Source organism: Caloramator sp. mosi_1 (genome assembly GCF_028622835.1).
Taxonomy (GTDB): Bacteria; Bacillota; Clostridia; order Clostridiales; family Caloramatoraceae; genus Thermobrachium.
The window spans coordinates 856,236-870,034 of sequence record NZ_CP117677.1 but is presented as its reverse complement, the minus strand read 5'-3'; the positions used below and the strand labels follow the sequence as shown (position 1 = coordinate 870,034).

General features: G+C 37.8%; 13 protein-coding genes, 2 tRNA genes, 2 rRNA genes and 1 pseudogene. 12 read left to right on the top strand and 6 right to left on the bottom strand.

Annotation, left to right across the window (positions count from 1 at the left end):
- Window positions 1-152: 152 nt before the first annotated feature.
- From PL321_RS06215 to PL321_RS06180, 9 genes are all read left to right on the top strand, one after another.
- Window positions 153-1,669 (top strand): 16S ribosomal RNA (locus PL321_RS06215).
- A 219-nt stretch (window positions 1,670-1,888) separates the two neighbouring features.
- Window positions 1,889-4,775, top strand: a 23S ribosomal RNA gene (locus PL321_RS06210).
- Together the 16S and 23S rRNA genes with 2 tRNA genes alongside form the textbook arrangement of a ribosomal RNA operon.
- Window positions 4,776-4,804: 29 nt before the next feature.
- Window positions 4,805-4,881 (top strand) — tRNA-Asp (locus tag PL321_RS06205).
- Between the two features lie 53 nt (window positions 4,882-4,934).
- Window positions 4,935-5,018 (top strand) — tRNA-Leu (locus tag PL321_RS06200).
- A 217-nt stretch (window positions 5,019-5,235) separates the two neighbouring features.
- Window positions 5,236-5,403 (top strand): XapX domain-containing protein, encoded by a 168-nt coding sequence (locus PL321_RS06195; protein ID WP_273963880.1) that lies wholly within the window; start codon window positions 5,236-5,238, stop codon window positions 5,401-5,403.
- Between the two features lie 18 nt (window positions 5,404-5,421).
- A complete protein-coding gene (locus tag PL321_RS06190) occupies window positions 5,422-5,574 on the top strand; it encodes a XapX domain-containing protein (RefSeq protein WP_273963879.1) in 153 nt (50 codons plus the stop codon).
- Window positions 5,575-5,744: 170 nt separating this feature from the next.
- Window positions 5,745-6,089 carry a sigma factor gene (locus tag PL321_RS06185; protein ID WP_273963877.1) on the top strand — a complete coding sequence of 115 codons (345 nt, stop codon included), beginning with the start codon at window positions 5,745-5,747 and terminating at the stop codon, window positions 6,087-6,089.
- Window positions 6,086-6,211 (top strand): RNA polymerase sigma factor, encoded by a 126-nt coding sequence (locus tag PL321_RS21095; protein WP_443110695.1) that lies wholly within the window; start codon window positions 6,086-6,088, stop codon window positions 6,209-6,211. The genes PL321_RS06185 and PL321_RS21095 overlap by 4 nt, the downstream gene beginning before the upstream one ends.
- A gap of 119 nt (window positions 6,212-6,330) precedes the next feature.
- Window positions 6,331-7,575: a DUF4179 domain-containing protein gene (locus tag PL321_RS06180; protein WP_273963875.1), complete on the top strand. Its 1,245-nt coding sequence runs from the start codon at window positions 6,331-6,333 to the stop codon at window positions 7,573-7,575.
- Window positions 7,576-7,725: 150 nt separating this feature from the next.
- Here PL321_RS06180 and PL321_RS06175 read toward each other — a convergent pair whose 3' ends face one another.
- The gene (locus PL321_RS06175; protein ID WP_273962637.1) at window positions 7,726-8,940 is read right to left on the bottom strand and encodes a transposase; all 1,215 of its coding nucleotides are present in this window, start codon (window positions 8,938-8,940) and stop codon (window positions 7,726-7,728) included.
- Complete coding sequence (locus PL321_RS06170) at window positions 8,937-9,116, bottom strand: hypothetical protein (protein WP_273962636.1); 180 nt, start codon at window positions 9,114-9,116, stop codon at window positions 8,937-8,939. The genes PL321_RS06175 and PL321_RS06170 overlap by 4 nt, the downstream gene beginning before the upstream one ends.
- 255 nt (window positions 9,117-9,371) lie before the next feature.
- Here PL321_RS06170 and PL321_RS06165 point away from each other — a divergent pair.
- The 3 genes and pseudogenes from PL321_RS06165 to PL321_RS06155 all read left to right on the top strand — a co-directional run bounded on the left by PL321_RS06165 (window position 9,372) and on the right by PL321_RS06155 (window position 11,036).
- Window positions 9,372-10,000: pseudogene (locus tag PL321_RS06165) on the top strand (iron-containing alcohol dehydrogenase).
- A 22-nt stretch (window positions 10,001-10,022) separates the two neighbouring features.
- Window positions 10,023-10,433 (top strand): iron-containing alcohol dehydrogenase, encoded by a 411-nt coding sequence (locus tag PL321_RS06160; RefSeq protein ID WP_273963874.1) that lies wholly within the window; start codon window positions 10,023-10,025, stop codon window positions 10,431-10,433.
- Between the two features lie 375 nt (window positions 10,434-10,808).
- On the top strand, window positions 10,809-11,036 hold the full coding sequence (locus tag PL321_RS06155; protein WP_273963873.1) for a hypothetical protein: 228 nt from the start codon (window positions 10,809-10,811) through the stop codon (window positions 11,034-11,036).
- A 233-nt stretch (window positions 11,037-11,269) separates the two neighbouring features.
- Here PL321_RS06155 and PL321_RS06150 read toward each other — a convergent pair whose 3' ends face one another.
- The 4 genes from PL321_RS06150 to PL321_RS06135 form a co-directional block, all read right to left on the bottom strand.
- Window positions 11,270-12,208, bottom strand: coding sequence for an ISL3 family transposase (locus PL321_RS06150; RefSeq protein ID WP_337961026.1), 939 nt, complete (start codon window positions 12,206-12,208; stop codon window positions 11,270-11,272).
- Entirely contained in the window at window positions 12,181-12,342 is a 162-nt protein-coding gene (locus tag PL321_RS21090) for a transposase family protein (RefSeq protein ID WP_443110716.1), read from the bottom strand. Before PL321_RS21090 ends, PL321_RS06150 begins: the two co-directional genes overlap by 28 nt.
- 291 nt (window positions 12,343-12,633) lie before the next feature.
- Window positions 12,634-13,464, bottom strand: coding sequence for a hypothetical protein (locus PL321_RS06140; RefSeq protein ID WP_273963872.1), 831 nt, complete (start codon window positions 13,462-13,464; stop codon window positions 12,634-12,636).
- Window positions 13,419-13,757 carry a hypothetical protein gene (locus PL321_RS06135; protein ID WP_273963871.1) on the bottom strand — a complete coding sequence of 113 codons (339 nt, stop codon included), beginning with the start codon at window positions 13,755-13,757 and terminating at the stop codon, window positions 13,419-13,421. Before PL321_RS06135 ends, PL321_RS06140 begins: the two co-directional genes overlap by 46 nt.
- Between the last annotated feature and the right edge of the window lie 42 nt (window positions 13,758-13,799).

Below are 13,799 nucleotides of genomic sequence, written 5' to 3'. Positions count from 1 at the left end.
CGTGATATTATATAAAAGTCGTCGCGAGGGCGACGAGATAAGAAACAAAAAAGTAGTTGACATAGATAAAAAGACGTGATAATATAAATAAGCGTCAACGGTCCTTGAAAACTGAACAGCGAGAGCGAACGTACCAAATAAAAGCTAGGTTATAACATAAGAGTTTGATCCTGGCTCAGGACGAACGCTGGCGGCGTGCCTAACACATGCAAGTCGAGCGGAGGGGATAGGAGCTTGCTTCTTGAACCTCAACGGCGGACGGGTGAGTAACACGTGGGTAACCTGCCCTTGAGAGTGGGATAACAGGTCGAAAGGCCTGCTAATACCGCATAACGCTAAGATGCTGCATGGCGTCTTAGCCAAAGGTTAATTCCGCTCAAGGATGGGCCCGCGGCCCATTAGCTAGTTGGTGAGGTAACGGCTCACCAAGGCGACGATGGGTAGCCGGCCTGAGAGGGTGGTCGGCCACACTGGGACTGAGACACGGCCCAGACTCCTACGGGAGGCAGCAGTGGGGAATATTGCGCAATGGGGAAACCCTGACGCAGCGACGCCGCGTGAGCGATGAAGGCCTTCGGGTTGTAAAGCTCTGTCTTCCCTGACGATAATGACGGTAAGGGAGGAGGAAGCCACGGCTAACTACGTGCCAGCAGCCGCGGTAATACGTAGGTGGCAAGCGTTGTCCGGAATTACTGGGCGTAAAGGGTGCGTAGGCGGCTCTTTAAGTGGGGTGTGAAATCCCTGGGCTCAACCCAGGAACTGCACTCAAACTGGAGAGCTAGAGTGCAGGAGAGGAAAGCGGAATTCCCAGTGTAGCGGTGAAATGCGTAGAGATTGGGAGGAACACCAGTGGCGAAGGCGGCTTTCTGGACTGTAACTGACGCTGAGGCACGAAAGCGTGGGGAGCAAACAGGATTAGATACCCTGGTAGTCCACGCTGTAAACGATGGGTACTAGGTGTAGGGGCGAAGCCCTCTGTGCCGCAGCTAACGCATTAAGTACCCCGCCTGGGGAGTACGGTCGCAAGATTAAAACTCAAAGGAATTGACGGGGGCCCGCACAAGCAGCGGAGCATGTGGTTTAATTCGAAGCAACGCGAAGAACCTTACCAGGGCTTGACATCCACCGAACCCTGTGGAAACACGGGGGTGCCCTTCGGGGAACGGTGAGACAGGTGGTGCATGGTTGTCGTCAGCTCGTGTCGTGAGATGTTGGGTTAAGTCCCGCAACGAGCGCAACCCTTGCCTTTAGTTGCCAGCAATTCGGTTGGGCACTCTAGAGGGACTGCCTGGGTTAACCAGGAGGAAGGTGGGGATGACGTCAAATCATCATGCCCCTTATGCTCTGGGCTACACACGTGCTACAATGGCCGGTACAATGAGTTGCAAACCCGCGAGGGGAGCTAATCTCAAAAACCGGTCCCAGTTCGGATTGTAGGCTGCAACTCGCCTACATGAAGCTGGAGTTGCTAGTAATCGCGGATCAGCATGCCGCGGTGAATACGTTCCCGGGCCTTGTACACACCGCCCGTCACACCATGAGAGCCGGCAACACCCGAAGCCAGTGGGCTAACCCGCAAGGGAGGCAGCTGTCGAAGGTGGGGCTGGTGATTGGGGTGAAGTCGTAACAAGGTAGCCGTAGGAGAACCTGCGGCTGGATCACCTCCTTTCTAAGAGGAAATAGCTCTCGCTGTTTAGTTTTGAGGGGCCGAAATCCTGAATGGATTTCGGCGGGCAATTTAGCTAATCAAATTAGCGTTTAAATTGCCCCGGAGCCGAAAGGCCGAAGTCCCTTCGATTAAAGACGCTTTTAAATAGGATACGTCTTTTAGTTTAAGCAAAAAAGTTCTTTGAAAACTGCACAGCCAAAGGTAACAAGTTCTTTGTAAGATCAAGCTACAAAGGGCGCATGGTGGATGCCTTGGCACCAGGAGCCGAAGAAGGACGTGGTAAGCTGCGAAAAGCTGCGGGTAGCCGCAAACAGGCTGTGATCCGCAGATGTCCGAATGGGGGAACCCACCTAGTAAACACTAGGTATCCTTAACTGAATCCATAGGTTAAGGAGGGCACACCCGGGAACTGAAACATCTAAGTACCCGGAGGAAGAGAAAGAATAATCGATTCCCTAAGTAGCGGCGAGCGAAAGGGGAAGAGCCCAAACCAGAGGAAACTCTGGGGTTGCGGACAGGTCATAACGGTTTAAAATCTCTAGTCGAAGAGGCCTGGAAAGGCCGGCCACAGAAGGTAATAGCCCTGTAGGCGAAAGAGAATTTAAGCTAGACCTGATCCAGAGTACCACGGGACACGTGAAACCCTGTGGGAAGCAGGAGGACCACCTCCCAAGGCTAAATACTACCTGGTGACCGATAGCGTATAGTACCGTGAGGGAAAGGTGAAAAGAACCCCGGGAGGGGAGTGAAATAGAACCTGAAACCGTGTGCCTACAAGCAGTCGGAGGGCGTTAAGGCCTGACGGCGTGCTTTTGTAGAACGAGCCAGCGAGTTACGGTATGTAGCGAGGTTAAGCACTTAAGGTGTGAAGCCGTAGGGAAACCGAGTCTGAAAAGGGCGAAAAGTTGCATGCCGTAGACCCGAAACCGGGTGACCTATCCATGGACAGGGTGAAGGTGAGGTAAAACTCACTGGAGGCCCGAACCACGTTGGTGTTGAAAAACCATGGGATGAGCTGTGGATAGCGGAGAAATTCCAATCGAACTCGGAGATAGCTGGTTCTCCCCGAAATAGCTTTAGGGCTAGCCTCGGGTTAGAGACGTGGAGGTAGAGCACTGAATGGGCTAGGGGCCGTCTAGGTTACCGAACCTTATCAAACTCCGAATGCCATGATCTTGATGCCCGGGAGTCAGACTACGAGTGATAAGATCCGTGGTCAAAGGGAAACAGCCCAGACCATCAGCTAAGGTCCCAAAGTGTATGTTAAGTGGAAAAGGATGTGGGATTTCCAAGACAACCAGGATGTTGGCTTAGAAGCAGCCATTCATTTAAAGAGTGCGTAATAGCTCACTGGTCGAGAGGTCCTGCGCCGAAGATGTCCGGGGCTCAAACATACCACCGAAGCTATGGACCCTAACGGGTGGTAGGGGAGCTTTCTTAGCGGGTAGAAGTCAGACCGGAAGGACTGGTGGACTGCTAAGAAGTGAGAATGCTGGCATAAGTAGCGAGAAATAGGTGAGAATCCTATTCGCCGAAAACCTAAGGTTTCCTCAGGAAGGCTCGTCCGCTGAGGGTTAGTCGGGACCTAAGCCGAGGCCGAAAGGCGTAGGTGATGGACAATCGGTTGATATTCCGATACCACCAGTAGCCGTTTGAGAGATGGGGTGACGCAGGAGGATAGGCTGAGCACACTGATGGATATGTGTGTCCAAGGCACAAGGCGTGCCTCCCAGGCAAATCCGGGAGGATAAGCTGAGTGTTGATGGGGAGTCGTAAGACGAAGCAGCTGATTTCACACTGCCGAGAAAAGCCTCTATCGAGGATGCTGGTGCCCGTACCGCAAACCGACACAGGTAGGTGAGGAGAGAATCCTAAGGCGAGCGGGAGAACCCTTGTTAAGGAACTCGGCAAATTGACCCCGTAACTTCGGGAGAAGGGGTGCCTACCGCAAGGTAGGCCGCAGAGAATAGGCCCAGGCGACTGTTTAGCAAAAACACAGGTCTCTGCTAAGTCGAAAGACGATGTATAGGGGCTGACGCCTGCCCGGTGCTGGAAGGTTAAGGGGAAGGTTAGCGCAAGCGAAGCTTTGAACCGAAGCCCCAGTAAACGGCGGCCGTAACTATAACGGTCCTAAGGTAGCGAAATTCCTTGTCGGGTAAGTTCCGACCCGCACGAATGGCGTAACGACCTGGGCGCTGTCTCAACAAGGGACCCGGCGAAATTGTAGTACAAGTGAAGATGCTTGTTACCCGCGATTGGACGGAAAGACCCCGTAGAGCTTTACTGCAGCTTAGCATTGAGTTTCGGTATTGTCTGTACAGGATAGGTGGGAGGCAGAGAAGTAGCGTCGCTAGGCGCTATGGAGCCGACGTTGGGATACCACCCTGATGATACTGAAGCTCTAACCGGAGGCCATGAATCTGGTCACGGGACATTGTTAGGCGGGCAGTTTGACTGGGGCGGTCGCCTCCTAAAGAGTAACGGAGGCGCCCAAAGGTTCCCTCAGTGCGGTTGGAAATCGCGCGTAGAGTGCAAAGGCAGAAGGGAGCCTAACTGTGAGACTGACAAGTCGAGCAGTGACGAAAGTCGGGCTTAGTGATCCGGTGGTACCGAGTGGAAGGGCCATCGCTCAACGGATAAAAGCTACCTCGGGGATAACAGGCTGATCTCCCCAAGAGTCCACATCGACGGGGAGGTTTGGCACCTCGATGTCGGCTCGTCGCATCCTGGGGCTGAAGTAGGTCCCAAGGGTTGGGCTGTTCGCCCATTAAAGCGGCACGCGAGCTGGGTTCAGAACGTCGTGAGACAGTTCGGTCCCTATCCGTCGCGGGCGTAGGAAATTTGAGAGGAGCTGTCCTTAGTACGAGAGGACCGGGATGGACGAACCTCTGGTGCACCAGTTGTCACGCCAGTGGCACAGCTGGGTAGCCAAGTTCGGAAGGGATAAGCGCTGAAGGCATCTAAGCGCGAAGCCCACCTCAAGATGAGATTTCCCATAGCGTTAAGCTAGTAAGACCCCTGAAAGAACATCAGGTTGATAGGCCAGAGGTGTAAGCGTCGTGAGGCGTTTAGCTGACTGGTACTAATAGGTCGAGGGCTTGATCATATAGGCTGTGCAGTTTTGAAAGAACTAATGGCCCAGTAGCTCAGTTGGTTAGAGTGCCGGCCTGTCACGCCGGAGGTCGAGGGTTCGAGCCCCTTCTGGGTCGCCAAAATTTATTATTGCATTTTATATTAATATATTGTATAATAAATTATATAACGAGCGGGCGTGGCGGAATTGGCAGACGCGCTAGACTTAGGATCTAGTGCCCAGTGCGTGGGGGTTCAAGTCCCTCCGCCCGCACCATAAAAGGCTACCAACAGGTGGCCTTTTGTTTTTGTCTTCTAATATATTTAGCAAAAAATTTGTAATAATAAAACAATAAATATACAAATAATACCATAAAAATTTCTAAAATTTAAAATAGTATAGCACATTTTTCTATTGATTTTTGAGAATAATTTATATAAAATAAAATAGCTAGGGTGGGCGGAGGGTTTATGATTGAAAGGAGAAAGGAGCATTGAAGGAGGCAAAGCTTGTAGTATTATCACTACTTACAGGAGTTATCGTTGGATTTATATTCCAAAAGCTTTCCCTACCTGTACCAGCACCACCTACTATTGATGCTTTTATGGGTATCTTTGGTGTGTGGCTTGGTTCAGTTATAATTGATAAGTTATCAAAATAATTAAAGGAGGGAAAGAAAATGATAACAATACTATTAGCAACAGTAGCAGGAATGATATTAGGTGCTCTATTTAAAAAGCTAAACCTACCACTACCAGCACCACCAACATTACCAGGTGTAGTAGGGGTATTAGGAGTACTTCTTGGAAGTATGTTAGCAAAGCTAATTTAAGAGGGTTTTTAAACCCTCTTTTTATTTTACAAAAAATTATATATGCTTACTAAATATAATACGGTAAAATAAAAAGTACTTTATTGATAAAAATTTTCTTATTACAAAAACAATTTTTATATTTATAAGTCTAATAGATGAAAAGGTAAATTGAGTTGGGGGTGGATTAATTGACAACATCAGAAAAAGAGTTTATAGAAAATATAACAACATACAAAGAGTATCTGTATAAAATGGCATTTTTGTATGTTAAGAATCAGCAGGATGCACTGGAAATTGTTGATGAAACAGTATACAAAGCTTATTTAAACTATAAAAAGTTGAAGAAAAAGGAATATTTTAAAACTTGGATAACAAGAATACTGATAAATTGTGCAATTGATTTTTTAAAACATAAAAATAATTTATATTGGGATACTGATGTAGGTAATTTTGAGACTCAAGATAAAGAATATATTGATTTATATGATGGAATAAATTTATTAAATGGTGTTCAAAAAGCATTATTATATTGAAATACTTCTATAACTATACAATAAAGGAAATATCAGAAATATTAGAAATGTCAGATAGCAGTGTAAAAAATAATTTGCATAAGGCTTTAGAGTTTTTAAGATTTCAATTAAGGGAGGAGTAGAATATGGATAAAAAGAATATAATTTTGAAAAAATAGAGATTCCAGATGAGCTTAATATTGTTATAGAAAAATCTATAAAAAGAGCACGAAAAAATAAGAGAATAAGTTTTATTAAAAATATGGCTACATCTGCAGCAATATTTATAGCTGTGTTAATAATAATTGTCAATAATTTTACAGTATCAGCAGAGACTATGATGAAGGTTCCTATATTACGAAATATTGTAGAAATCCTAAAATATGATAAAGGTTTAGAAAAGTCAGCAAAAGAAGGATATGTTAAAGATGTTAGTACTTTTTCTGAAGATAAGGGAGTTAAATTAGTAGTAAATAATATTGCAGGACACAATAAAAGATTTGCAATACTCTATTCGATAGAGACACAAAAACCATACCAATTTGCATTTATAGAAAATTTTGTATTCTTCGATGAAGAAGGAAACAAAATAGAAGGTCTTTATAATGTAATGCATAGTCCAAAAATAAATAAAACAAACAATATATTTACAGGAACTATAGATGTTGAAATTTTAGAGCCTAACAAAATTCCTGAAAAGATCTATCTATATGCAAATAATATAGAACTATTTGAAAATGATAAGTCAGTCAAGATAGATGGAAATTGGAAGGTAAGAATTGATATACCTAAGTTTTCTGAGATGCCAGTTAAGAAGTATTCTATTGATAAGAAAGTTTTAGTTGGCGATATAGAAGTAAGTTTAGGGAAAGTAGAAATTACGCCGACTACTTGTGAAATAGGTGTTTCTTTTAATAATGACAAATATACAAGTTTTGATTTAATAAATCCACAAATACAAACAGAAGATGGAGAGATTTATAAATGTTACGGATGGGTAGAAGGTACTAAATCTTTTAAATATGTATATAAATTTGAAAGTCCTTATTTTACAAAGTCTAAAAGTTTAAAGCTAAAATTTGATGGAATATACTACAAACCAAACAAGGATGAATATATTGTTGTAGATTTAGAAAACCATAAGATATTAGATAGTTCTGGTTATGGAATAATTTTGAAAGAGATAAAATATGGCAATGTGCTTGGAGATGATGAAGGAAAATATGGTATTGATATTCAATTTGTTATAACGGATGAACAAATAGTAAGAAATATGCAAAAGTATAACATAGCTGGAGGATTTACTTATGGTGAAATTTACGATCAGAACGGTAGAAGATATGATTTTGATGATTGCTTGTGGAGATATTATGAACAAAATGGAGAATATATTGAGAGTATAGTTATAAAGAAAAATAAACTGTCTCTGGAAACAAAGAGATTAAAAATCAAGATTACACACGTGTTAAAGGGAATAGAGAAGCCTATGGAATTTGAAATAAAGTAAGTAAACACAAGGTGGTTTTCACCTTGTGTTTACTTGTTTGTGGTATAATATATAAAAATAGATATGAGCATAATTAAATAAAAAATAAAACAACAAAAGTTAAATTATTACAATTTTTATTAAGCGTAGCTTAACTATCAAAAATGGAATTTAAATTGAAATGAAAGAAACAAAAAAGGGTAGACTATCCCCTTGGTGAAATTGATGCTTAAAAATTTTGATATAACTTAGTTTAAGCTGTCCTTTTAATCCCGATAGGGATTTGTATTTATCAACACAGCCAGATTTTATAGCAGCAATTGCAATAGTTAAAAGACAAATATGTCCGATTGTATTTAGATTAGCAACAGAGTTAATATTTTTAACATAAGCTTGCTCAGTATTTAGATTCTTCCATCTAGAATTGTATCTTTCAGATTCAGTTCTAAGACTGTATATTTTCTTGAAAAATATAGAATCACGATTTATGGAAGATCTATAATCAGTGCCAATACTTATGTATTTTACACAACCTCTGTTTTTCTTACCGTTAAAGAATTTTTCGTGGTTACATGGACATAAAGAATCATCTTTAGAAGTTCTAAAAGGACAGCAAAACTTTTGTTTAATATAGGAATCAAAATATTGTTTGCCATCTTTATGCATTGCTAATCCAGCATCGCATATTACATTACCTGTGGATGTTAAGTCTTTAGGCTTTCTTCCACGTTTATTTAATGCAATGAAAGCATGACCTTTAAGGGTATTACGAATAAAGTCATGATTTTGCTTTGAATCATAGCCTTTATCAGCAATAATATAACTACCTTTGAGTGGGAACCACTCATTTGTATCAGATAGGATTTCTGTAAAGTTAGAAATTTCATTGACATCAGCGGTTGTAGTAAATTCAGCAATGGGAAGACCAGAGATAGCATCACAAATAACATGATTTTTGTATCCCCAGTAGAATTCATATTTTTTCTTTGAATTATTAGGTTTATCTTCTGAAACTTGAACATTCATAGAGTTATTAGCAGTATGAACACCTAATTTACAATCTTTATCAGAAGAAGGCGGGTTATTTTTAGAAAACTTGTTATTTGCGAAGCATTTAGGATTATTAAATTTAGTGTTAGCTTTAACAGGCGTTGCATCAACTGATATAAAGTTGTTGTCAATAAATCCTAGTTCTTTAAGAATATTAACTTGATTTTTCATGATTTCCTTAAGATAAGAGTTAGATAAATTTTTAATAAATCTCTGAAAAACTGAGTATGAAGGCAAAGGCTTAAGAATATTAAAACCACAAAGCTGAGCAATGATTAGATTATTTTCTAGAAAATCTTTTAGGTCAGTAATTTTGCCGAACTTCTCACATTTCATAACAATAAAGGCTCTAAAAGAGCATGGCGAGAATAGCCATTAGGACCATATTTAGAAGGAATCCTATCGGGTAATATAGATAAATCAAGACTATCAAAGATTTTAGTATAAAAATTGATAAGTTTTTGAGAAGTAAAAAGTTCAATTATATTAAATATTTCTTGACGTTGGTACATAGAGATTTCCTCCTTATTGTTTTTGTATTATGTGTGGTTATATAGTATAATTCGACAAAAGAGAGGAAATCCTATGACATAAATTTGAGTGATAAAAAATTTGGCCCTATCGGGCTAGTAAAATCAAGGTCTTTGAGTTATGCTCAAGGCTATATATAAAAAGGTATATGGGGTGATAGAGTGAAGGAGCTTAAGTTTCACGGAAAAAGTATTGTAATTGGAGAAAATTCTATTGAATATGTAAAGAATATAGATATGAAAAGGGTTTTTGTTGTAACTGGTGGAAGGTCAATGGTTGAAAATGGGACTTTGGATAAGTTAATAAATATATTACAGGAAAAAGGTATAGAGGTGTATGTATTTAAAGGAGTTACTAAAAACCCTACAACAGATGTTGTTAAAATGGGAATAGAAGAAATGAAAAAATTTAACCCCGATGCTGTAATTGGTATAGGGGAGGTTCTCCTATAGACGCAGCAAAGTCTATGGCATTATTTTACGAGTATGATTTAGATATAGATAAAGTAGAAGGAATATCTTTGCCACAGGTAAGATTCAAGACAAAGTTTATAGCCATTCCATCTACTTCAGGAACAGGAACGGAGGTTACAAGGGCTTCGGTTATAACCTATAAAGAAAAAAATATAAAGATAGGTCTAAAATCTGATGCCTTTATTCCTGACTACTCAATACTTGATTCTACTTTAACTTATTCAATGCCAAAGGAAGTTGTTGCTGAAACAGGAATGGATGCATTAACTCACGCTGTAGAATGCTATATAAACAAAAATATAGATGAGTTTACTGAAGTTTTGGCAGAGGGGCTGTTAAGGGTATATTTAAGTTTCTTGTACTATCCTATAATGGAGATAAAAAGCCCGTGATAAAGTACATAAATATCAATGTATGGCTGGATGTGCTTTTTCTAATGTAGGGCTTGGGATGGCCCACGGTATTTCCCACGCAGTAGGTGGGAGGTATAATTTATCCCACGGGTTATTAAATGCAGTATGTTTACCCTATGTATTAAAATATAATTCAAGAGATGAGGAGGTAAAGGAAAGACTAAATTATCTTAAAGTTCAGATTGGAAAGACAGATTTTATAAAAGCTGTAGTAGAACTAAATAAGAATCTAAATATACCTTTATCCTTTAAGGAATTAGGAATAGACGAAAAAGAATTTATGCAAAATATAGATGAACTTACGGAAAACTCTTTAAAGGGCTCAACCAGGGTAAACCCTATAAAGATTAATTTTGATGAAATGAAATACATATTAAATTGTATATTCTATGGAAATATCGATTTATTATAAAGTATTGTTAAATAATAAACATATATTATATTAAGAAAAACCAAATAAAACTGAGATAAACTATCTATAACTATAATTAAGCTTAACAGTTTGTATTAATAGCATTTTTAAAACTATGCTTGATTTTTTAGCCTCTTTTGGATGTAGCATTATTTATGTTTATATCATATAATCTCTTTGTTAAACTAAAAGAGAAGGAGATATTTATGGGGTATTTATACAGAGAAATAGTTGAGTACAAACAAAAGAGGTTTGCAAAGTTTATACTTGGCCTAATTACTTTTTATGTGTACTTAATTTTGTAGTAGTTCTTACTGACTTAAAAAATACTTAAGTGATTTTCATTATGTTGTTTATCTTTTAGTTATACTTCTTATGGTTCTCCAATTTAAAATATGGAAAAAATGCAATAGACGTTACAGATATCAAATAATAGATGATGAACTAATAATAGAAAGATTTGATGGTAATAAGAGAAAAGTTGAGTTAAGTATTGATATAAAGAGTATAATGAAGGTTGAGAAGGTAGTAGATAAGATATGTGATGATATTGAATATAAACAATATTGTGTCTCAACAAAAAACATAATCTTTATAGAGTAATATATAAACTTGATAATAAGGTTTATAGTTTTTGTTTTGAGCCAAGCACAAATTTTATAAATAAAAGGCTCTTTGTCAATAGTTGGGGCGGGCATTAGATTAGAATGCCTGTCCTTTCTTATTTGATAATGATTTTAGCAAGATAGATAGGATGAGGGGAGTTTACCCTTAAAAAATTGCACGACAAAAAGACCAACGATAGTTGGATTTCCTAAAATACAATATTTAACAGATTATTTATTACAACAATGAAGAATTCTATTCCTGAATCTATCAAAATTTCTATAGCCGAAGGCTATTCTTTTAATAACTTTGATTTTATTATTAAATCCTTCTATACAAGCATTTGTATAAGGAATATCAAAAGAATTACAAATCTCATTAAAATATCTGATATAGGTATTTGCACATCTTTTCAATTCATTGATACCACTATTTTGTGCAAGTTTAATCCAATCTTTTAAGAGGACACGAGCTTCGTTAGAAGAAGGTGAAGCATCAATAATACTCAATAACTTTTCCTTTAAAGTGTGGGCAATTGCTAATTCACTATTATAAGAAAACATAACTTGTAAAGCTAACTTTGAATCTGTATCAAGTAAGCCATATCTTTTTAAAATAAGCTTTTTACTTCTTTTAAAGTATTTTCTTAATTTAATTGATAGTTCTCTTTGGATACGTTTTCTTACCGCTTCTACTGCCCATATGACTTGTCTAATATAGTGAAATTTATCTATAACAATTACAGCATTTTTGAAATAAGTTTTAGCTAAATCAATATAGGGTTGCCACATATCACAAATAAAGTGTGTAACGCTATCGCGATTTTTAATTTTTCTAAAATAATCTATAAGAATATGCTCTTTTCTATCTTTAATAATGTCTAGTATTTTATGATTAACAGGATCGACTATTGCACAATGATATTTAGAACCACCAGAGTTACCTTTAAATTCATCTATAGATATTATTTTAGGTAAATTAGTAGGAGAAGAGTAAGATACATTATCAAAAATACGTTTTATAGTATCGATAGATAGATTAGTTTTTCTAGCAACTGATGTCATACTATATTCATTAGATAATTCATAAATTACAAACATAGCTAATCTATTAGTTATTCTATGATAACGAGGTAAAAATTCTATATGTTCATAAAATTTTTGCCGCAGGCATTACAACGATATCTACGTTTTTTAAGAATGATAAAAGTATGTTTAAAGAATAAGGGTATGTCTTTAATACGCTGAATTCTATAATCGTGAACTCTTGTAACTTTGGAATTACAATTAGGGCAAGTACAAATTTTTTTCTTAGTTTCTAAGTATATCTCAATGTACGTGTCATTATGAATAATCTTTTTATAATAACATCTTTAAAACCTAATAAATTTTTGATAGAATTATTAGTGTGCACTTGATGGATGCCTCCTTTCAGGTAAGGTTTTTGTTTGGTTATTTTAATTTTACCAGGTGTCTAATCAGGTGCACATATTTTTTGTAAAAAATATGCTGGGTCTACGCCCCAACATTTATTATAGAACCAAATAAAATTAACAGTATAATGAAGAAAAAGCCACTAGCAAGTTAGTGGCTTATTATTTTACATTTTCAATTATATCTATTCCGGTAAGTGATAGAGCACTTGCAGCCTTTATCATCTGTTCTATTGCAAAATCCTTAATAGTTGCATCTGCAAATTCTTTTGTATAAAAATCTATATTATCCTCGGTTATGCCTATATAAGGATGTATACAGGGGATTTTATAGCTTAAGTTTGCCATATCTAAACTTTGATCCATAATCATAGGCCCGTGTACATCTACAATACCCTTTTCCTTTAGGTTGTGGCAAAATAACTTTGATAGTTCCTGATGTGTTTTAAAGGGTACATATCTTGCTATTGTATTACTTTCAAAGTCGCATTTATATAATTTTGAGTAAAGCTTAGCAATATCAATTATGTCATCCTGTATGAAGTCGATAAGTCTGTCTTGATCCGATTTTACTAAAATTTTAACGCAACTTTTTTCTGCTATGCAGCATATATCGTCAACACAATCTGTTAAGGTATAGTTTATGTATATATGTTCTTTATATTTAGATTTAAGTATCTCTATATTGGCAATTGTAATTGCAGCTGGAGTAACTGGATTTATGCCTTTATTAAAATTTACAAGGGCAGAGGAGGAAAAACCTTTAAACTGTAAACCAGTAATAAGCATTGATAAAGAAGAACCACTCTCTAATGTCTTAGTATAGGGATGGGCACACAGTACAGCATCCACATCAGCAAATAGATTATTTTGAAGCATTTTTATTTTAGTTGGCTCCTTTTCCTCAGAGGGACATCCAAATACTGTACAGCTTCCACCTATTTCACCTATGGCTCTTTTAACCCAATAGCACCAAGTGCATTCATAGCACATTGTATATTATGACCATTTATATATCCTTGACCATCTACAGCATCATATTCACATACATATCCAATATTTGGAGAAGAGTCTCCATACTTTGCAATAAATGCGTTTTTGATGTCGGGTATTTCAGTAATATTAAATCCTTCATCCCTTAAAAGATTTATAAGTTCTTTATAGGCCATACTTTCACAATTTGAGCTGTTACTGCATTTATATAATTCATTAACAATATAACATACCCTTTCTTTTAGATTTTCTACATAACCAGTGACAAGTTCACGGATTACAGTTTTACTCATAATACCACTCCTCAAACTTTTTATATTATTTTTTGACATTTG

Bases quoted from the DNA above. Each gene is read 5' to 3' on its own strand.
- PL321_RS06175 (WP_273962637.1), bottom strand. From the start codon at position 8,940: ATGAAATGTGAGAAGTTCGGCAAAATTACTGACCTAAAAGATTTTCTA.
- PL321_RS06160 (WP_273963874.1), top strand. From the start codon at position 10,023: ATGGCTGGATGTGCTTTTTCTAATGTAGGGCTTGGGATGGCCCACGGT.
- PL321_RS06190 (WP_273963879.1), top strand. From the start codon at position 5,422: ATGATAACAATACTATTAGCAACAGTAGCAGGAATGATATTAGGTGCT.
- PL321_RS06170 (WP_273962636.1), bottom strand. From the start codon at position 9,116: ATGTACCAACGTCAAGAAATATTTAATATAATTGAACTTTTTACTTCT.
- PL321_RS06155 (WP_273963873.1), top strand. From the start codon at position 10,809: ATGGTTCTCCAATTTAAAATATGGAAAAAATGCAATAGACGTTACAGA.
- PL321_RS06140 (WP_273963872.1), bottom strand. From the start codon at position 13,464: ATGTGCTATGAATGCACTTGGTGCTATTGGGTTAAAAGAGCCATAGGT.
- PL321_RS06135 (WP_273963871.1), bottom strand. From the start codon at position 13,757: ATGAGTAAAACTGTAATCCGTGAACTTGTCACTGGTTATGTAGAAAAT.
- PL321_RS06180 (WP_273963875.1), top strand. From the start codon at position 6,331: ATGGCTACATCTGCAGCAATATTTATAGCTGTGTTAATAATAATTGTC.